Annotated in this window: 10 protein-coding genes and 1 pseudogene; 4 read left to right on the top strand and 7 right to left on the bottom strand. The window is 55.2% G+C overall.

Annotated elements, in window-relative coordinates:
* Window positions 1–60: 60 nt before the first annotated feature.
* The 4 genes from QTO31_RS00660 to QTO31_RS00645 are packed head-to-tail and all read left to right on the top strand — an operon-like array spanning window position 61 to window position 3,361.
* Window positions 61–603: an acyltransferase gene (locus QTO31_RS00660; RefSeq protein ID WP_031459092.1), complete on the top strand. Its 543-nt coding sequence runs from the start codon at window positions 61–63 to the stop codon at window positions 601–603.
* Between the two features lie 4 nt (window positions 604–607).
* Complete coding sequence (epsD, locus tag QTO31_RS00655) at window positions 608–1,612, top strand: exopolysaccharide biosynthesis glycosyltransferase EpsD (RefSeq protein ID WP_031459091.1); 1,005 nt, start codon at window positions 608–610, stop codon at window positions 1,610–1,612.
* A gap of 11 nt (window positions 1,613–1,623) precedes the next feature.
* A complete protein-coding gene (locus QTO31_RS00650) occupies window positions 1,624–2,238 on the top strand; it encodes a serine O-acetyltransferase (RefSeq protein WP_051871090.1) in 615 nt (204 codons plus the stop codon).
* A 16-nt stretch (window positions 2,239–2,254) separates the two neighbouring features.
* The gene (locus QTO31_RS00645; RefSeq protein WP_035419149.1) at window positions 2,255–3,361 is read left to right on the top strand and encodes a glycosyltransferase family 4 protein; all 1,107 of its coding nucleotides are present in this window, start codon (window positions 2,255–2,257) and stop codon (window positions 3,359–3,361) included.
* A gap of 77 nt (window positions 3,362–3,438) precedes the next feature.
* Here the strand turns inward: QTO31_RS00645 and QTO31_RS00640 are convergent, their stop codons facing one another.
* The 7 genes and pseudogenes from QTO31_RS00640 to QTO31_RS00605 all read right to left on the bottom strand — a co-directional run bounded on the left by QTO31_RS00640 (window position 3,439) and on the right by QTO31_RS00605 (window position 19,817).
* Window positions 3,439–4,941: a sensor histidine kinase gene (locus tag QTO31_RS00640; RefSeq protein ID WP_236631160.1), complete on the bottom strand. Its 1,503-nt coding sequence runs from the start codon at window positions 4,939–4,941 to the stop codon at window positions 3,439–3,441.
* Window positions 4,942–4,960: 19 nt separating this feature from the next.
* Window positions 4,961–5,659: a response regulator transcription factor gene (locus QTO31_RS00635; RefSeq protein ID WP_301427770.1), complete on the bottom strand. Its 699-nt coding sequence runs from the start codon at window positions 5,657–5,659 to the stop codon at window positions 4,961–4,963.
* Between the two features lie 309 nt (window positions 5,660–5,968).
* The gene (locus QTO31_RS00630) at window positions 5,969–6,466 is read right to left on the bottom strand and encodes a hypothetical protein (RefSeq protein WP_301427769.1); all 498 of its coding nucleotides are present in this window, start codon (window positions 6,464–6,466) and stop codon (window positions 5,969–5,971) included.
* 197 nt (window positions 6,467–6,663) lie between these two features.
* Window positions 6,664–9,654: pseudogene (locus tag QTO31_RS00625) on the bottom strand (aminotransferase class III-fold pyridoxal phosphate-dependent enzyme).
* A gap of 139 nt (window positions 9,655–9,793) precedes the next feature.
* Window positions 9,794–16,222, bottom strand: coding sequence for a pullulanase-type alpha-1,6-glucosidase (gene pulA / locus QTO31_RS00615; RefSeq protein WP_301427766.1), 6,429 nt, complete (start codon window positions 16,220–16,222; stop codon window positions 9,794–9,796).
* A gap of 1,054 nt (window positions 16,223–17,276) precedes the next feature.
* Window positions 17,277–17,615 carry a zinc-ribbon domain containing protein gene (locus QTO31_RS00610; RefSeq protein WP_081910075.1) on the bottom strand — a complete coding sequence of 113 codons (339 nt, stop codon included), beginning with the start codon at window positions 17,613–17,615 and terminating at the stop codon, window positions 17,277–17,279.
* Window positions 17,616–18,416: 801 nt separating this feature from the next.
* The gene (locus QTO31_RS00605) at window positions 18,417–19,817 is read right to left on the bottom strand and encodes an aspartate kinase (RefSeq protein ID WP_031460351.1); all 1,401 of its coding nucleotides are present in this window, start codon (window positions 19,815–19,817) and stop codon (window positions 18,417–18,419) included.
* Between the last annotated feature and the right edge of the window lie 8 nt (window positions 19,818–19,825).

Below are 19,825 nucleotides of genomic sequence, written 5' to 3'. Positions count from 1 at the left end.
AGCATTCGTTCATATCGCACGGGTAATGTGCATGTGGAATAATGATAGAGGGGATCGGTCATGTCGTCACGATCGCTAACTAATGTTGTGAGTGACATTCTGGCCGTGTTACGGGCACGCTGGTATTTGCGTAGTGCTGAATTAGGGCCGCGAGTCCGTTTGTGGGGGCGTCCCGTCGTTCATAATGATGGTCGGTTGATTATCGGTGAGCGGGTACGGCTCGTTTCGACGATTGTCCCGCTTGAGTTGGCGGTCGGGCATGGCGCTCGGCTGGAGATTGGGCCGGGAACGTTCATCAACTATGGTTGTTCCATTGCTGCAACCGAGCTGGTACAAATCGGCCCACGTTGTAATATCGGTACCTATGTCATGATTATGGATAACGATTTTCATCGTCTTGAACCGGAGCGGCGTCAGGAACGACCACCATCAGCACCGATAGTCCTAGAAGAGAATGTCTGGCTAGGTGGGCGGGTGACCGTTCTGAGTGGCGTTACCATTGGCAGTGGCAGTGTAGTTGGAGCCGGAAGTGTAGTAACCAAGAGTATTCCGCCGCGTACCCTGGCTGCCGGGGTACCGGCACGGGTCATTAAGCCATTGTAAGCGTATGAGTGATAAGCGATCTTTGTCTGTCAGCATTGTCATCCCAACGTATAACCGCCTGCCCCGCTTGCAGCGGGTGTTAGCGGCGCTGTCGGCACAACAGTATCCGTTGGATCAGTTTGAAGTGATTGTCGTCTCCGATGGCTCGACTGACGGGACGGCTGAGTATTTTCAGCAAGCTCGGTTTCCATTCGAGCTAACGTTTATCCAACAGCCCAATGCCGGGCCAGCAGCGGCGCGTAATCGTGGCGTAGCGGCGGCACGGAGCACAATGATTTTGTTTCTTGATGATGATGTTGTACCGGTACCTCATCTGGTGAGCGAACACCTTCGTTTGCATGCGGAACGGTCGTGCCGGGTCGTACTTGGGACGATGTTGACACCACCCGATGCTCAACTCTCGCCCTGGGTAGCCTGGGAGCAGGCAATGCTCGAAAAGCAATATCAGGCTATGACTGATGGTATCTGGCCGGCAACCGCTCGCCAGTTTTATACCGGTAATACATCATTGGCCCGTCAACTCGTCCTGGATGCGGGTGGTTTTGATGAGCGGTTTCGCCGTGCGGAAGATATTGAGCTGGCGTATCGGTTAGCTAAACTGGGTGTTGAGTTTGTCTTCGCACCGCAGGCTGCCGGTTATCACTACGCTGAGCGTAGTTTTGCTTCGTGGCTGACTACTCCTTACATTTACGGGCGTAACGATATTATCTTTGGCCGTGAGCAGCAGGTTGATCTGATAGGGTTTGTCCGTCGTGAGTTTGCGCAGCGGAATCGTCTGACCCGCTGGTTAGTTTGGACATTACTTGACCGTCCGCGGGCCAGCGCTGCGGCGCTAGTGCTCATGCCTAAGATTGCCCTGGTAGCTCATCGTTTACTTGGTGAGCGAGGTAGCCGACCGATTTACAGTGCCATCTTCAATCTTCGTTACTACCAAGGGGTGGCCGATGAATTGGGTGGACGAGATCACTTTCTGCGACCAGAGCATACTGTGAAGGCGGCTCATACTTGAGGGAGGTTTTCATGCTTGAACTCTTTTTGCAAGATGCCCGGCGTTGGGTTGTACCCGGCCAGATCAGCACGGCGCCGTTGAGCTTACGCCAGATTTTAGGCTTGCTCTTCCGTCACCTGCCGCTACGGGCAATGCTCTGGTTTCGTTTTGGCTCGTGGTGTAAGCAGCGCGGCATTCCCTTTATTCCCGGCTATGTACAACGACGGCTTTACCGCCGCTACGGGCTGGAAATTGTGGTAGGCGCCGATATTGGTGGTGGCCTGTATATTGCGCATCCAATTGGTACAGTGGTAGCACCCCAACGGATAGGTCGCAATTGTACGATTGTGGCCGCAGTGACAATTGGTATGCGTAATGAATGGGAATTTCCCATTATTGGCGATGAAGTTTTTATTGGCGCTGGCGCCCGCGTTTTAGGAGGAATTACCGTTGGTGATCGCGCACGGATCGGCGCCAATGCCGTTGTGACTCGTGATGTGCCACCTGGGGCGACAGTGGTCGGAATTCCGGCACGGGTAGTAAAGAAGGATGGAACCGAATCAAGCGCTGAGCAACTCTCCATCGCTCATCAAACGGCAGACAGTAATATGCAGGAGCCTGTGTCGCAGATAGAAGGAACTTCTTAAGTTAAGGAATAGTGATATGATCCGAGGTCTCTTTATCCTCGAACAGCATCTCGGACATCAGACATACGCGACGAATCTTCGTTGGGGCCTGGCGCAGCAGACAAAGATTGTGCCTGAATGGGCAGCAATTACATATGAAGCCTGTGGCTGGCTTGAGAAGATACCGTTACCGGCCAGGATACGGGGGGCACTGCGCGGACGATGCCAGGTGCGCACGATCCTTCGTCGAGCCAGGTATGATGTCGCCCTCTTCAATACACAGGTGCCAGCGGTGCTAGCGGGAAACATTGTTCAGCAGCGACCGTACCTGATTGCAACCGACATTACGCCGCGCCAGTATGATGCAATGGCGGCGTTTTATCAACACCACGCCGACCGGCCCGGTCTTGTGTCAACCATCAAACATCGGTTGAATGTCCGTTTGTTTCAGCGGGCAGCTTGGGTACTACCCTGGTCACATTGGGTTCGCGAATCGCTGATTCACGAGTATCATGTAAACCCCGAACGGATTCGCGTCATCCCGCCTGGACTCAATCTGTCGCAATGGCGGCCACGTGATGAGCGCACCGATGGCCCATTTCGTATTCTATTCGTTGGCGGCGATTTTGTGCGTAAAGGTGGTACGACACTCCTGGCCGCATTACAGCAACTGAAAACACCGGTCGAAGTTCACATTGTGACGCGCAGTGCCGTCGAGCCGACAACCGATGTCTATGTGTATCGTGATCTCACCCCTAATGCACCGCGCCTGATCGAATTATACCGGCAGGCCGATGTGTTTGTCTTTCCAACGCAAGCCGAAGCGTTCGGGATCGCTGCACTTGAAGCCATTGCCTGTGGGGTACCGGTGATCACTACGTCGGTGGGAGGTCTGACCGATATTGTGCAGGATGGGATTAATGGTTTTTTGGTACCGCCCAATGATCCGGAGGCGCTGGCCTCACACTTGCAACTCTTGATCGACCGACCGGAGACAAGGTGGCACATGGCGCGGGAAGCGCGGTTGCATGCAGAACGTCATTTTGACGCGATCAAGAATGCAGACTTTATTGCCGATCTGATGGTACAGACAGTTGAGCAGATCGGTTTGTCTCAGCCGGCGTATCGTCAGGTGCAATCGTGAGCGGCATGCCGGTACATCTGTTTGCTGCGCTAGCTTGCCTGCCGATTCAGGGTGACCGCGAAGGGAGAGACCTCCTCCTACCGTACCGCTTTGGAGGCAGACCGTTCCGGGGTCGGGATTACAGATGGTGTGTTTTCCAGAATGGACTGCCTGGATTGCGGCAGTGATACCGGTAACGAAAAGCTTACCGTGGTACCTTGACCGGGGGTACTGGTAGCCCAGATTTGCCCGCCATGTGCTTCCACCAATCGGCGGGCGATGGCTAAGCCCAGACCAGCTCCACCGCTGCTTCGACTGCGCGCTCTGTCAACCCGATAGAATCGTTCAAAGATGTACGGAAGATCTGCCGGATCGATGCCGGTACCGGTATCACGGACTGTAAAGCAGATACCGTTTTGATCACGGTGAGCGCTCACCACTACTTCACCACCAGTCGGAGTATGGCGCAGGGCATTGCCGATCAAGTTCCCCAACACCTGTGTAATCCGCTGCGGATCGACTTCGATGTCTGGCAGATGATCTTCAACGACGCTACTCAATTGTACTTCACGCTCAGTCGCCAGGGGGGAGAAGGAGCGCACTGCCTCGTTCACCAGCATAGCCGGTGATACTACTTCTCGATACAGCGGAAGTTGACCGGCATCGGCCAGAGCAAGTAAATGGAGATCGTTGATTAGCCGTTCGAGCAGGGCCACTTCGCTCAAGAGGGCTTCGATCTGTTCAGCATCTGCTTCATAGATACCATCCTGGATTCCTTCCAGGCGACCTTTAATGATTGAGAGCGGGGTACGCAGCTCGTGTGCAATATCGGCAGTAAGTTGGCGACGTTGTTGATCGGCGCGTTGCAATGCTTCGGCCATGCGGTTAAAACTATCGGCCAGTTCTGCCAGTTCGCGGACATTGGCCGGTTGAACACGACTCGAGTGATCACCACCGGCAATAGCCTGGGCGGCGCTGCTGATGTGGCGCAGGGGAGCACTGATCTGCCGGGAAAAGATCGTTGCCAACACTAATAAGACGGCCGTCAGGCCGAGACCAGCGCTTAGAATGCCCAACACCAGCGGACGTTGATTGAACGCACCAACCGGAAATGCTTCTTCGGTGTCAACTACCGAGATCACCAGCGTACCAACGTGTTGCCCTTCAACGACGATGGGAATGCGCCGCACGGCTTCGTTGCCGCCACGAGGTTCAAGCAGTCGGCGGCGACCGGCTACAACGCGCCCTCGCTCGTCGAGGAGCGATGCTGTACCTTTGATCCCGCCAAATGTCTGTGGCAACGGCCCCAGCCGTCGTTCGACATGACGCCACGAACCGTTTTGCCGGTAATAGGCAGCGAGGCGATCCACTTCGGCACGAGCAGCCTGTTCGGCCTCTATCCAGCGGAGACGTTCCGGATCACTTTGCCGCACGACTAACCAGAATGCAAGCACCATGCCACCGATCCCCAGGATGATGACCAGGATAAAGGCGGTGAGCATAAGATTGAAGATACGTGGCATCTTCTTCGAGCGCTGGTTGGTAGTGACCAACGTTGTCTCTTGCTGAAGGGTGCCTGGCCGTTCATCCGTTGCTGGCATAGTTCCCTCACTCTGGCTCCTATTCGCGATCGGCAAACTTATATCCTACGCCGTAGACAGTCAAAATGAAGCGCGGTGGACCGTCTGGATCAGGTTCGATCTTCCGGCGCAAGTTTTTAATATGAGCATCAATAGTACGGTCAAAACCGGTATAGCTGGTATTGTAGAGCTGATCGAGGAGTTGGGCACGTGTGAATGGACGTCCCGGTGCACTGGCCAGGATTGCAAGGAGGTCGAATTCAGTTGCAGTCAGATCAATAGTCTCCTGCCCACGCCTGACTATGCGGCGTTCGAGATCGATGATCAGCTCGCCAGTGTTGATGATTCTGGTCGGTTGCAGTGCACCTTCGCTCCGGCGTAACACGGCTCTGACGCGAGCCACCAGTTCACGTGGACTAAATGGTTTAGTAATGTAGTCATCGGCGCCCAACTCTAACCCGATCAAACGGTCGGTCTCTTCAACGCGGGCTGTGAGCATGATGATCGGAACGTGTGCAGTGAGCGTATCCTGGCGCAGTATTCGCGTGATGTCAAGACCATCCATACCGGGGAGCATGAGATCGAGCACGATCAAAGCCGGTTGTTCCTGCCGGGCTAAACGAAGGGCAGTTGGTCCGTCGCCAGCACTAATAACCTGAAATCCGGCACGTTCGAGGTAGTCGCGGGCAATCTTGACAATGCCAGGTTCATCATCAACTACAAGGATGGTACGCGCCATAGGTCACTCTTTTCTACGCTACCGCGTTCATCGCTTGTCTTTCACCGGATGTACCCAGCACATCCGAGTAAGAGTATTGTACTCCGGCCAAAGGTAGATTGGGTTGGGTAGGTGGCAGATGATGCGTACTCGCCAAGACTGAAAGTGATGATGTCCTTTCGACGACTGCCTCCGGCAAGAGTGTATACAACCTGTGTTAACGTTATCTTCGGGGCACGGCATGCCGTGCCCCAAAGCACCGTCGTCTTCCTGGTAGTTATCCTGTTAGATTGCTGATCAACGGGCAGTGGCACCATGGAAGACTTGCCACTATTCTACCCGTGGATCATGACCGGCTGGTGTGAGTGGTGGTTGTGGGGTTGTTGGTGGATTGGTTGACGGAGGTTGGTTCCTGCGCTGACGGAAAATCTTGAAGCCTAGCCATATGAGTAGTGCTAATGCTGCCAGTTTGAGCAGGCCATCGATAAACCTTATCAACCCACCAAACCAGTCTCGACCACCCATCACACCAAAGCCGTGTCCCCTGATACCGGGGTTCATCCATCCACCATGATCACGCCATGCCGGTGGTGCAACCTGCCCACGATCACCGCGTCCACGTCCTGGCGGCATAGCCTGACCTGGTGGTCCTCCACGTTCACCCCAACCGGGAGGCGCGACTTGTGGTGGGTTCGACCAGCCGGGCATTGTCCACATACGCCATGCCGACTGCTGGCTTACTGCCATGCTCCCGAATGCGACGATCAGTGCCACGAGTGAGACGCCAAGCGCTATCCAGGCTGGCCAGTTTGTTCGTTGTTGTTCCATCGTCCGTACTCCCTGGTTTATGATGATGTTACCTTCACTATCAGGATAGTTGGTAATTGTGAAGATATTGTGAAGGGATAGTGGATACTTTTCGATGCTGGTTGCTATCGGTATTATCGGTAGGAGCACGACGTTGCCTGGGGTGTGGACGAAGTGCCGCCTGCCCCTACCCATTTCGGATTGGGGGGATGATGTGTTCAGAGGCACACCGAGCGAATAATAAAGGTTTCGTTCAAAATTGCATCGAGCCGTTCGAGCAAGATAGTCAGTGCCGGACGGTCGAACGTTAATGGTGGCCGAATTTTCAGAACGTTATCGTAGGGGCCTTCGGTACCGATCAGGATGCGTTCGGCGCGTAATCGCTCTTTCACATACTTTGCCGCAGCCGAAGCTGGTGTTAGCGTTTCGCGGTTGGTTACCAGCTCGACGCCGATAAACAAGCCCATTCCTCGTACATCACCGATGATCAGGTGTCGTTGCTGGAGTTCGCGGAGACCGGCCAGCAGTTCGCTGCCGATCTGCGCTGCATGTGCCATCAATCGTTCTTCATCGACGATTCGTAGTACTTCTCGTCCAATCACGCACGAGAGGGTGCTGCCACCAAATGTTGAGAAGAATTCAAGACCGTTATCAAAAGCACGGGCGATTTCGGCTGTGGTAATAACGGCACCGATGGGATGGCCGTTCCCAAGCGGTTTGCCTAATACAACAATGTCGGGTACCACGTTCTGGCTCTCAAATGCCCAGTAGTAATGACCCAAGCGCCCTAACCCTGTCTGCACTTCGTCGGCAATACAGACGCCACCAGCAGCGCGCACTCGACGGTACACTGCCGCCAGGTAGCCAGGTGGTGGAATGATTTGCCCGGCTACGCTGGGGAAAGTTTCGGCGATAAAACCGGCCAGGCGTCGCCCACGATCAGCGATACGCGCTAATGCCTGATCAACCTCGGCAGCGTACCGCTCACTATCGGCACCGTAAGGGCCACGGTAGGGATCGGGGGCCGTTATCACTTCAACCCAATCGGGTTTACCACTACCGGCGGGATGGTTGAATTTGTAGGCCGAAATGTCAATCGCACCGGTTGTATGACCATGATAGCCGTGGTCAATTGTAATCATATCTCGCGCACCGGTGTAGGTGCGGGCCAGACGGAGTGCCAGTTCGTTTGCTTCTGAGCCAGAATTGACAAAGAAGCACACACTCAACGCTGGTGGGAGTTTGGCGAGAAGTTCGTGAGCGAACGCGATTTGGGCGGGATGCAGGTAGCGCGTATTAGTGTTGAGCATTTGCATCTGTTGAGCGACAACTGCCTGAAGTCGGGGATGGGCATGACCGACATGCGGAACATTGTTGTAGGCATCAAGGTACGTATGACCCAGCTCGTCGAACAGATAGTGTCGCCAGCCGCGGAAAAATGTGCAAGGTTCGGTGTAGCTAAGACGCAAATTACCGGCAAAGTGCTGGCGTCGTTCACGCAGCAGGTTGGTTTGGTCAAGCGGTTGGTATGCGACATACGCAGCGGGCAAGTTGAGGAGTGGTGCCGGATTTGGACAGACTGCCCGCCACCATTCCCATTCGGCAGGTGCAGCTACGCCAGGCCAGCTTCCGGCTACGGCGCGCAGATCAAGAATAAGCTGGAAGTGAAGGTGCGGCTGCCAGCCACCGTTGTTTGTGTTATTGCCCAGTGCGGCAAAGAGCTGTCCGGCTTCTATTGCTGAGCCTGGCCGGATATGATGAGTGCTGAGCGGATCGAGATGCCCGTAAAGGGTATAAAAACGATTTCCGTGAGGTGTCTGGTGTTCCAATACCACCATCCCGCCGAAGTCGAGCGGTGTGTTGAAATGCTCGATAGCTACCACAACCCCGCGCAAAGGTGCACAAACCGGTGTACCGGCTGGTGCGAAGAGGTCAACGCCGAGATGAATGGTGCGGCGTTCAGCCAGTGGCTGGTAATCAGTAAAAAAGGCTGCATCAGTATAGATTAAACGTGGTTCGCCGTAACGCCCGATGTGAACGGTATCCGGTGATGAGTCAGTCAATGCGTTCGCTTCAGCTTTTGTCAGCATGAAGGGGTCTTGCGGGAGTGGTCGTTCTGCGACAGCCAGGCAGACGAGCGGCGCATGAGTTAGATCGTGGCCCAGCACTGGGGCAAAATGACCACTTTCTGCCTCCAGCCATGCCAATACTTGCTCTGCTGCATCACTGATTGGTAGATGACAGGCGGCACGTAGTCGTGCAGCAACCAGATCAGCCTCCGTCTTAGCCGTTGCCGTCAATAAACGCCAGGCCGCAGCTTCCGAGATCGTAACTTAGGGATCGTCTGGTCGTTGCTGTTTCATTAGCGCCGCATTGATAACACTTACGGCCAGTCGTGTTCGTACCAGCGGCCAGAGCAGATCGATCTCGGTCGCAGTCAACGGCCATTCGGCGTGGTAGCCGGTGATAAGTTCACTCAGCGCACGGATTGGATCAGACTGATCGAGCACAGCATACGCCGCTGCAATAGCAAGTTCGCAGATACGGGGGGCAGCGCATAAATCGCCAAAGTCGAGAATACCACTAATAGTGATATGGCCGCAATCAGTTGCCGATACGAGCAGATTGTAGTCATTGAGATCATTGTGGATCGTCGTATGTTCTAGGCTGAGCAGTTGTGGTTTAAGACGGAGATACGTTTCCAATACTGCTGCAATGAGTTGACGGCGATCAGGGTCGTGAATGACCGTCAGGTGTTCGTAAGCCCATTCTGCCTGGAGAAGATTCCACTTTAACGGTCGATTCAGTTCTGGATGGGTAAAACTGAGTAACGCGAGATCAAGTCGGGCTGCCATTTGCCCCAAACCGGTACGCAGGGCTGCTGTTTGTGGCCGGAATGTGGCATAGGTTTCGCCCGGCAGCGCAGAAATGAGCCAAACGTATCGATCATGTTCGTTGACGTACATTGCACCGGTCGCTGTGCGTATAAGGCGCGGTACCGGTAGATCAGGGGCGAGTGTAGCCAGATGTTCGAGCACCATACATTGCAGTTCGACGAACGCTGGATCACAGTCTGGTCTCATCACCTTAAGGACATACCGCGTTTCGTCGGTTGTGGTTACCAGTAGATTGAGATCGTATTCTCCGGGTAAAGGGGTGAGACTGCCGGTGATACGGTAATGATCGGCAAGGGTGTCTTTCCACGACATAGAGTGTACTCCGTATGATTGATCTGACCGATCATACCATAGGAGTGGATAAAGAGTGACAGGGCGGGTTGAGACCTGCCCTGTCGATGTGCTTCACACTACTAACGGACAATCACTGACGGTTCCGTACCCCCTCCGATCACCACATGATTAATGGCACAAAGATGCGATGGGTTTGAGGAGCTGGCCCTGTTGCCGTCGCCGTCGGGGTCGCCGTTGGTGTGTTGGTCGCCGTCGGTGTGTTGGTCGGTGTGTTAGTGGGCGTGTTGGTCGCCGTCGGTGTGTTGGTCGCGGTGGCAGTCGCGGTCGGTGTGTTGGTGGGCGTGTTGGTCGCCGTTGGTGTGTTGGTCGCCGTCGGTGTGTTGGTCGCCGTTGGTGTGTTGGTCGCCGTCGGTGTGTTGGTCGCCGTCGGCGTGTTGGTCGGTGTGTTGGTGGGCGTGTTGGTCGCGGTGGCAGTCGCGGTCGGTGTGTTGGTGGGCGTGTTGGTCGCCGTTGGTGTGTTGGTCGCCGTCGGTGTGTTGGTCGCCGTCGGCGTGTTGGTCGGTGTGTTGGTGGGCGTGTTGGTCGCCGTCGGTGTGTTGGTCGTCGTCGGTGTGTTGGTCGCGGTGGCAGTCGCGGTCGGTGTGTTGGTGGGCGTGTTGGTCGGCGTCGGCGTGTTGGTCGGCGTGTTGGTCGCGGTAGCAGTCGCCGTCGGCGTGTTGGTGGGCGTGTTGGTCGCCGTCGGCGTGTTGGTCGGTGTGTTGGTGGGCGTGTTGGTCGGCGTCGGCGTGTTGGTCGGCGTGTTGGTCGCCGTCGGCGTGTTGGTCGGCGTGTTGGTCGCCGTCGGTGTGTTGGTCGGCGTCGGCGTGTTGGTCGGCGTCGGCGTGTTGGTCGGCGTGTTCGTAGCTACTGGCGCAAAGTTGGCAGTTAGTGAACGGTTATTTGTTGCCGGGAAGCTATAACTGGCAGTTGTGGCGACCACTGTAGACCCTTCCGTCCAGTTCACAAATGTGTAGCCACTTGCCGCTACTGCATTGACTGTCACCAGAGCGCCGTGCATATACACGCCGCCACCGCTCACCGTTCCACTCCCGCCTGGGGCAGCGTTGACCGTGATCTGGTATTGCGGACGGGCGTTGATGTGAATGGCAAAGGCATCCTGCGCAGACAGGCTATAGTTCACGATTTGACCACTGGCATTGACTTCAATCAGGGCACTGGCCGGTACCGGTGTTGTGGTACCGGAGAGAACGCAGATACCATTGACAAAGTCGTAGTGGACAATATCGCAGTAGAAGCCTGCTGGCAAGCCAGTTTGGTAAGTGGTTGTTGCTGACGTCAGACTGTTGTTAATGGCTACAAATCCTTTGTTGCCGCGCCCAAAGGCAATATGGTTGGTCGGTGTGCCACCAATGTTTTGCCAGTTGGTTACCGGTTCGCCGTTGGTCGTCTGGCGAAACTGCACCATGTTTGCAATAGCCGGATGGCGATGCTCGCAGACCCACTTGCCAAGATCGGCACTGGTGACGGGGTTGGGGTAGCTACCGGCACAGTTCGCCGGATATGCGCCTGCTGGCTGTCCAGGGCCGTATACCGGACGGGTATCGGCTCCCAGGCCTGGCCCCCACGTTGTGCCTCCATCGTTGCTGCTTGGTGGGCCAAGACTATCGCCAGCGTTACTGTTGGGATTGGTTGTCCAGTAATAACTCGACATTACTGATGGATGGCCGTAAGGGTAGGCGAGTGTGAAGATGTTCGCCAGCAGGTGTATTTTACCGTCGCGATGGTCAACGACACATGCACCACCGGGGCCGTGACCACGCTGATTGTCGTGGTTGTCAACGAAGATTTGGGCAAAGCGTGATGGCAGCAGGCCGTTGGTGAGGGTTTGCAGGCTGCTCAGAGAGCCGCCGCAGTTAAAGCTATTACCGATGACGCTCACACTGTAAGCAAATTCTGTGACATCGCCATAAGGCGTATATTCCCAGTCGCGGATGCGTTCGGTGGTGTCTATATCGATGACTTCACTAAAGATGTAGGGTTTGCTGCCCCCAGGGAGGGTCAAACCGGCAAGGATTGCACCAACTTCATGAGCAGCCATGTGTTTGGCAGCGTCGATACGGAAGCCTCGTACACCAGCATTGAGCAGGGATTGCAGGTAGTTGCGTAGTTTAGTTTGTACATCTGATTTGCCGGTATCGAGATCGGGTAACCCTGCCAGTTGGCAGCGCTGTACCTGATGACGATCCTTGTAATCAGTGATGAGACAATCGGGATGGAAATCGTCGGGCAGATATTGGGTACCGTAGAAGCGACTGGCTGCCGGTTGCGACTTGTATTGGGTACCCGCCGTTCCAGTAGCCGGGCTGCCAACTTCAATATCGGCCATGTGGTTGATCACCGCATCAACAATAACGTCTACACCGGCATTGTTGCAGTCGGTAACCATCTGCTGGAACTCGGCCCACGTCCCGCTGCGACTGGTAAAGCGCGTGGTATCGTGAGTAACCGGTTGGTAGCGTGCCCACCATGGGAAGTCGTTAGCGGGGTTCCCACCGAGATCAGCAGTCGGCACGATATGCTCGTTTGGTGGTGAGACTTGGACACCAGTGTAACCCTTTTGGGCAAGGAAGGTACATTCTTTAGCGACGTCGGCCCAGCGCCACTCGAAGAGATGCACAAAGACACCACCTGCCAGTTCAGGAGCACTGTCCGCAGTCGGGATAATCGTGATCAGACCGTCGCCCTGGTCGTCATCGGTGACATTACCGTTGATGTCGTAGCTATCTCCTTTCCACTTTGGCCCTTCACCTGGCTTCTTACAGTAGGTGGTAAAACCATAGGTACCCGGTGTCAGACTCTCTAAAACCGTCTTGGGGATCGTTGCCCGATACTCATCATTGTTCCCGATGTCGGTATTGTAGACCATTGGAAGATCGTTCCACGGCTGACCGTAGCGCCCCCAGTGCAGGTAACATGCGATGCCCGCTCCCTGCCCGACGCCAGGTGTCACCCCGGCCTCGTACACCTGTATGTAGACATCGAAACCGGAAGGGGCAAAACTTCCCTCGTTGATGGCATGGGCAACGCCGCCACGTGGGTACATCAAGCCAACCCAGTCAATCGTACTCGGTGGTTCAAGTGCTTGTGTTGAAACGAAGACAACCGTTGTCCGTGGTGGAATGGTAAAGGTATCGGTCGCGTCGTTGAAGGTTGCAGTAGCGATAACCGGATCATCATCTATACCATTGGTATGAAGTGGGTGTAGGGTGAAGCCGTTGGCGTTAGGAATCGTGATCGACTGAGCAACTTTGTTCGCGTTGAAAAAGACTAGAATATTTTCCCAGTTTGGATCGAGATCAGGATCAACCTCATCAGAAAGTCGCATCACGATCAGCGCATCACGACTGTTGTCGGTGTTGTAATGGCTGACACGGGCATTAATGGCCGACTCGGTGGTTAGCCGAAAGAGCGGTGAACTCATACGCAAGCGCAGGGTCTCGCGCATGTGTGCAGCAGCGAAGTTCATGTCGCTCGACGTAGGATCGAGTGCGTTGTTATTGAGCAAGGGCGTCATTATACCCCAGCGCGAAGCGTTATCCCACGACGGTGGCAAGCCGCGGCCAAAATTGTTGGCGCTGCGATCCCAATAGACACGGTTAAACCAGTCACCTGAGTCGTAGCTGTTGCGATCCAGCGATTTCGAGCGCAGAATATCCTGTCCCATGTGGAAGAAGGGAATACCCTGCGCTAAGCCGATCAGGCTCACCCCCATGTTCTGGCTACGGACGCGATCACTCATTGAAGTGGTTGGAATGCTACTCCCGATCCAGCCAGGGTTACCACTGCCGTCCCCGTTAGGTAATTTGAAAATATTCTGATCAAAGAGGGTTTCGTTGTCATGTTTTTCGACGTAGTTAATGGCCTCTTGTGGATCATCAGTGAAGGGGTTCCCCTGACCGTTCCAGTCGGTACCACTACCGCGCAATGCTGAACGCAGGGTATCCATGGTTACATGGAGATCACTCTGGAAGCGGTTGGGATAATTGTAGCCGTTCCAGTCGTAGCTCAGACCGTTGATAAAACCCTGACGGCGAATACCAACGCTGTCGGTACTGTAGCCACCATGAGCGGCATCGCGAATCACATCGTTAAAGAGACCGATGCCGCTGCCGGTCATATTGTGCTTGTGGGCATAGCAGTGCGGACAGACAGTAAGACCTTTGTCTTTGGCCGATCCGAAATCCCACCCTTCGCCGTACAGATATATTTTGCTCCCATCGACACCGTGGCTTGCCGGGGTGAGCGCTTGCAACGCCGCCTGTACATTGAGCATATTCTGACGGGTATGCAGGTTCATCAAGTCGAAGCGGAAGCCATCGATCTTATACGCTGTGGCGAAGCGCACGACCGTATCGATCATGAGCTTCTCCATCATGGCGTATTCGCTGGCGGTGTCGGCACAGCATGATGACTGATACAGGGTGCCGTTTGTGTCGTAGCGGTAGTAGTATCCGGGCACAATCTTATCAAGCACCGATTTGTCAGCCTGACCGCTGGCCGCCGTGTGGTTGTAGACAACATCCATTACCACCCGCAAGCCATTCTGGTTCAGAGTTTGTACCAGCTCACGGAACTCAAGGATGCGTGTCACTCCATCGGGATTGGTACTGTATGAGCCTTCTGGCACACCGTAATGATACGGGTCGTAGCCCCAGTTGAAGCTGTCGGTGTTCCGCGCTGCACCAACTACGGCCTGTGGATTACTCGAAGCCCGATCAGTGGCCGGGTTGAACGAAATTGTCGGTTCAGTACGGTCACTGGACTTCTCGATCACCGAGGCAATATCGAAGGTCGGCAGCAAATGAATGTGGGTCAAACCGGCTTGCCGTAACTGAAGCAGGTGGTTCATGCCGTCAGATAAGATGGTGTTTGGATGCGGGCCGGTACCATCGTAAGTAAAGGCGCGGTACGTGCCACGGTCGGCTGGGGCAACCGTAGAGTCATTAGCGCTAAAGTCACGAATGTGTACCTCGTAGATCACAATATCTTCCGGGTTGACAAGCGCCGGCTTGCTTAGCGTATCCCAACCGGCCGGTTTGAGGTCGGCATCATTGAGATTAACGAACTGGCTACGCACATCGTCCGCTGCTGCACCGTCTTGCGAGAGACTGACAGCGTAGGGATCGGTCACCAGGTTTGTGACCACTGCATCGAGTGACGGGACATAGACTTCAACGGCAAACAGATAAAACTGTCGATCCCAACTGGCATCACCGGTAATGCTCCAGACACCACTGGTCGGGTCGAGCGTCATTGGGTGGTCGGTGTAGGTGCTGGTCGTCGAGTTTGCAAACCGCCGTAACGAAACTGATTTAGCCGTTGGCGCCCAGAGTCTGACGGTCGGTATTGCACCGCTATAGCTTACCCCTAGCGTCTGAGTCGTGGCACTGGCTGCGTAGAGGTCATCGAGGACACCCTGAATCTGTACGCCGGTCGCGTCAATGCGCGACCCACTACCGTTATAAGCGGCAACCACCACCTGACCACGCAACAGATGACGCGCATCAGCGGCACTCAGCCCGGTCAGCAATCGGGTAAGGCCATTGGCATTCGGGTTCTTGACCGACCCGCTCACCGTGCCGCTTGCTGTCAAGGGAACGTAGCATGGTGTGGTCGGTGTTGGGAAGGTACATGTCGTTGTCTCGGCAGCGGTTGTTATCCCACCGTCAGGATCGTACAACAGGCGAAAGCTGGCTGCCGGGCCACCATTCCAGGCAATGGTATTCAGATCAAGCCACAGCGCCCGTGTCTGGGTTGGGGAAATTGCACTCGTTCCACTGCTGACGGTATAACTGTAGTTACTACTGCCGTTCGTATCGTAAGTGATCGTCATCAGATCAGCATCAGCACCGGCAATGCTGCTGACATCACCAGAACTAAACACGTAATAACTCACCGTGGTACCGGCGCTCTGAGCCGGAATGGTGGCACTGAATGATGTGCCACTGCCGGTCATCTTCACCACCGTCGAACTGCTCCAATTACCGTTGAGCGCATATCGTAGCCAGAGTGCCTGTTCAGAGGGTGGCGCCACATTCGTTGTCGCCGTCACCGTCACTGCCTGCCCGGCGGTGGGTGTTGTTGGCGTGCGGCTTACCCCGGTAATTGCCGCCGGTGATGCAGTAAGCTGGAAGACTACCCCACGCCCATCACCATCCCACTTGAAGACGTAGTAGCGGCCACTGATGTGGTTAAAAGTTATATTAGGTGCGCTGCTATTACTGCTGAGACCAGTAAAGATGCTACCAAAACTGATCGGAGTCGGGTCAAATTTTCCATACCACAGATTACTATTCTTGTAGAACTTGAACTGGGTGCTGGGATTGTCGGGGTTAGTTATTTGACCACTGACGTAGATAAAGGTACCACCGAGCGAGGCAGACATACTCCACGGTGTGGTACCCCAACCGTTCAAATTACTACGCACCTCTTCACCAGCGGCCAGAGCGGGTGGCGGAATGAGTAGGCGTAGCAAACCGGCGACGATCAGGAGCGCAATGAGCAGGTGGAAGGTGCGGCGGTGCATAACTTGACCTCTTTTGTGCGACAAGGCAGGCTGACTCCATTGGCATTTTGGTCTGGTGGTGGAAACCGGAAGCAATTATACCATGATTTAATTTTTTATGCAACAGTATTTAGGGCAACAATACCGTTTCGTATAGTTTTTTACCCTACTCGTCAGCGGTGAGGGGAGAGGAAAGAGAAACGAGTGCAGAAGAGGTTACATCCTGTGCTGATAGAGGTCTGTAGCTAGGCTCTCTGTGTTCTTGTCGATCACGCCTGTCAGCGCACGGCCAGGGCGAGTTTCACCTGCCTGCGCTCACTGACATAGATTTGCCAGCACACCAACGCGGGCCAGTGGCGTGCGTACCCATGGTTTGCGTAGGACCGTTGGCGGAAGGGGGAGGCTGGTCACCTCACCGCCAACTACCTGCCTCGGCTCTCCTTCCTCATAGCGGGCCGAATGATGGTGCACTCAAGCGATTGTGTACTGTGGGGGATCAGTGGCGGAGACGAGATGTTGGTTGGTGTCACTACGTTGTTGTATCGTCTGGTCAGCGCAGGTGCCCCGAAGCTGATCACGCTACACTTCTTCTCTGATCATTTGGACTACTGAAGACATGCTTTAGCAGTCTATAGCCCTTGCAGGCACTCTCCATACAGACGCTCAGGGATGTGCTTAGAAACATTGACATTCGGAAGCGCGTATGAGTCGGCGTGGAAGTCAGTGAACGGATAGAATCGTTACACGATGTTACACGATGTTTGCCGTGTGATATATGTTGCTTTTTGACAGAACTGGTGTTAGCTTAGTGCCTATCTGAATAGCTCGTTGTCATTTCACGTCAAATATGTCAATGGAAGCAACGCGATGTACGACAGGTCTGATGCTGGTGGCGTCACGTGTAGGGGTGAGGCATTGCCTCACCCCTACGATCGGATTGCGATGATTGTCGAAGAGTCTATACGTCTGATCAACAAACCGGCACATCGGGTGTACCCTGTGCGCATCACGCCGTAGTGGATATAGGCGAGGTGTGGTTTGCTGCTATTCCTTCTGAATGGTTACGGGCAATGTCTCAGAACGTCGTGCGCTGACTACTGCGCATCCGGTTGAAGCATGCGCTACAGTAGACCGGTTTTGTGCCACGAGGTACGAAGGGTACAGTTGTCTCCTGACCACAACCGGCACAGGTCACCTTATAATTCACTCGCTCGCGAGTTTCTGAGGGTGCGTTTACCGGTCGTCTACGTTCAGATGATCCGCTCATCTGGGTCTTGCGCGCCTTCCGGCAAGACGGGCAACGCACCGGCTCATTGATAAAGCCTTTGGTGGCGTAGAATTGCTGTTCGCCCGCTGTAAAGACGAAATCCATCCCACAATCCCGACAGGTAAGGGTCTTGTCTGCGAAGCTCATGGCTCGCTACTCCTCTAACAGAACAACGAAGGGTTCATTGGCCGGTGGGGTTGCGTTGCGTCCGTACTCGACCGAGGGGGACTCAGTGGGGGATCGCTAGCGCGTACCAGATCCGTACCATTCTTGTAAAGTTGATTATACCAAATTTTGACTACTATGAGAAGTGGTTAAGTGGTGGGAGTATGGGTTTTCGGAGTTATCGGATTTTGGTCGTGGTTTTCACACACGCTCATATTTCCGATCCCCATGATTTCCCTAGGTGCGCGGGCCTCCGGTCCGCAGTGTGCGGTGCGTGGCGATAAACCATCGGTTGGCGCCTCAGTACACCAGCGGGAAGGAACCCGTCCCTCCCTGATTTCCCTAGGTGCGCGGGCCTCCGGCCCGCAGGGTGCGGTGCGTGGTGATAAACCATCGGTTGGCGCCTCAGCACACCAGCGGGGAGGAACACGCCCCTCCCTGATTTCCCTGGGAGCGCGGGCCTCCGGCCCGCAGGGTGCGGTGCGTGGTGATAAACCATCGGTTGGCGCCTCAGCACACTAGCAGGGGCGGGTTTCTAACCCGCCCTGGCAGGTTTCCCTGGGTGCGCGGGCCTCCAGCTCGCAGTGTGCGGTGCGTGGTGATAAACCATCGGTTGGCGCCTCAGCACACCAGCAGGGAGGAACCCGCCCCTCCCTGATTTCCCTGGGTGCGCGGGCCTCCGGCCCGCAGGGTGCGGTGCGTGGTGATAAACCATCGGTTGGTGCCTCAGCACACTAGCAGGGGCAGGTTCTAAACCCACCCCTACTCAAGCTTAGGGTCATCTTATTTCACAAATGCCGCGTGTATCGCCCGGACAGCAGTATCGGCGTCGGGTTCGGCAACGACCAGTGAGATGTTATTTTCGGTACTACCCTGGGCAATTGCGATCACGTTCACACCTGCTTTCCCCAGCGCTCCAAACACCTGACCGGCAATGCCCGGTGTTCCGCGCATTCCGGAGCCTACCACTGCTACGATGACAACCGGTGCGATAATGCCGATATGCTCAACATCGTGGGCGGCGAATTCGCGGTCGAGTTCGCAGCGCAACTCCCGCACAACTCGCTCGGCTTCTTCACCCGGTATCGCGAAGCAGACACTCTGTTCACTACTCGCCTGTGAAATGAGCAGAATGTTCGCTCCCACTCTGGCAACGGCGCCAAAGATGCGTGCGGCCACGCCGGTAAGGCCCAGCATTCCCGGCCCGCCAACTGTAATTAGGCTCAGCCCCTTAATTGCAGTAATTGCTCGTACACTTTCGCCATCGCCTTCGGCATCGATCAGTGTGCCGGGATGGCTCGGATTAAAAGTGTTGCGAATCCGGATCGGAATGCGCCGGTGAACCAGCGGTTGTACCGTCTTGGGGTGCAGCACATTAGCGCCGTAGTAAGCCATCTCACCCATCTCGGCATACGAGAGCCGGGGTAGCGTTCGTGCTTCGGGCACGACTTTGGGATTGGCCGAGAGTACACCATCAACTTCTTTCCAGAACCACACTTCATCGGCATCGAGATCGGCGCCGAGAATGGCACAGGTGTAGTCTGAACCGCCCCGCCCAAGCGTGGTTGGTACACCAGCCCGTGTAGCACCGATAAAACCGGTGACTACCGGTATTCGTTTGGCTGCCAGCATGGGTAACAGTCGGGCACGGCACCGCTCGCGAGTGTCGGGTTCGATAGGTGAGGCATTCCCGTAACGTTCATCAGTTACAATTAATTCGGTTGCGTCAATTGCTTCAGCATCAATGCCGGCGCTGCGGAAGGCGGCAGCGATCAAGCGGGCATTGAGCCGCTCACCAAGCCCGCTAAACAGATCGAGAGCACGTGGTGTCAATTCTCCCAAGACGGCAATGCTACGCGAGAGGTTGCTCATATAATCGAGCATCGCCTGAATCTGTGGTTCAAGCGCAGCACATTCCGCCGGTGAAGCTACTTCTGCTGCGGTACGCATATGGAGATCGAGCAGACGTGGTGCAATTTGTGCCGTCGCATCGCCGTTACCGGCAGCAGCCGCCTTTGCTGCCGCAATCAGGGTATCGGTGGTACGCAGATCAGGCGCGTTCATTGCTGAAACCACCACGACCACTTCATGATCACGGGCATACGAACCAACAATTTCGGTCACACGTCGAATGGCATCGGCACTGCCAACCGAGGTGCCGCCGAACTTCATCACCAACCGCATTGCAATGA

Source organism: Chloroflexus sp. MS-CIW-1 (assembly GCF_030444705.1).
Lineage (GTDB): Bacteria > Chloroflexota > Chloroflexia > Chloroflexales > Chloroflexaceae > Chloroflexus.
Note: the sequence above shows the minus strand (reverse complement) of the source record. Positions and strands in the feature narration are given on the sequence as shown.

Coding starts and splice junctions, on each gene's coding strand:
- QTO31_RS00650 (WP_051871090.1), top strand. CDS start 1,624: ATGCTTGAACTCTTTTTGCAAGATGCCCGGCGTTGGGTTGTACCCGGC.
- QTO31_RS00640 (WP_236631160.1), bottom strand. CDS start 4,941: ATGCCAGCAACGGATGAACGGCCAGGCACCCTTCAGCAAGAGACAACG.
- QTO31_RS00630 (WP_301427769.1), bottom strand. CDS start 6,466: ATGGAACAACAACGAACAAACTGGCCAGCCTGGATAGCGCTTGGCGTC.
- QTO31_RS00635 (WP_301427770.1), bottom strand. CDS start 5,659: ATGGCGCGTACCATCCTTGTAGTTGATGATGAACCTGGCATTGTCAAG.
- QTO31_RS00645 (WP_035419149.1), top strand. CDS start 2,255: ATGATCCGAGGTCTCTTTATCCTCGAACAGCATCTCGGACATCAGACA.
- epsD (WP_031459091.1), top strand. CDS start 608: ATGAGTGATAAGCGATCTTTGTCTGTCAGCATTGTCATCCCAACGTAT.
- QTO31_RS00660 (WP_031459092.1), top strand. CDS start 61: ATGTCGTCACGATCGCTAACTAATGTTGTGAGTGACATTCTGGCCGTG.
- QTO31_RS00605 (WP_031460351.1), bottom strand. CDS start 19,817: ATGCGGTTGGTGATGAAGTTCGGCGGCACCTCGGTTGGCAGTGCCGAT.
- pulA (WP_301427766.1), bottom strand. CDS start 16,222: ATGCACCGCCGCACCTTCCACCTGCTCATTGCGCTCCTGATCGTCGCC.
- QTO31_RS00610 (WP_081910075.1), bottom strand. CDS start 17,615: ATGAGCTTCGCAGACAAGACCCTTACCTGTCGGGATTGTGGGATGGAT.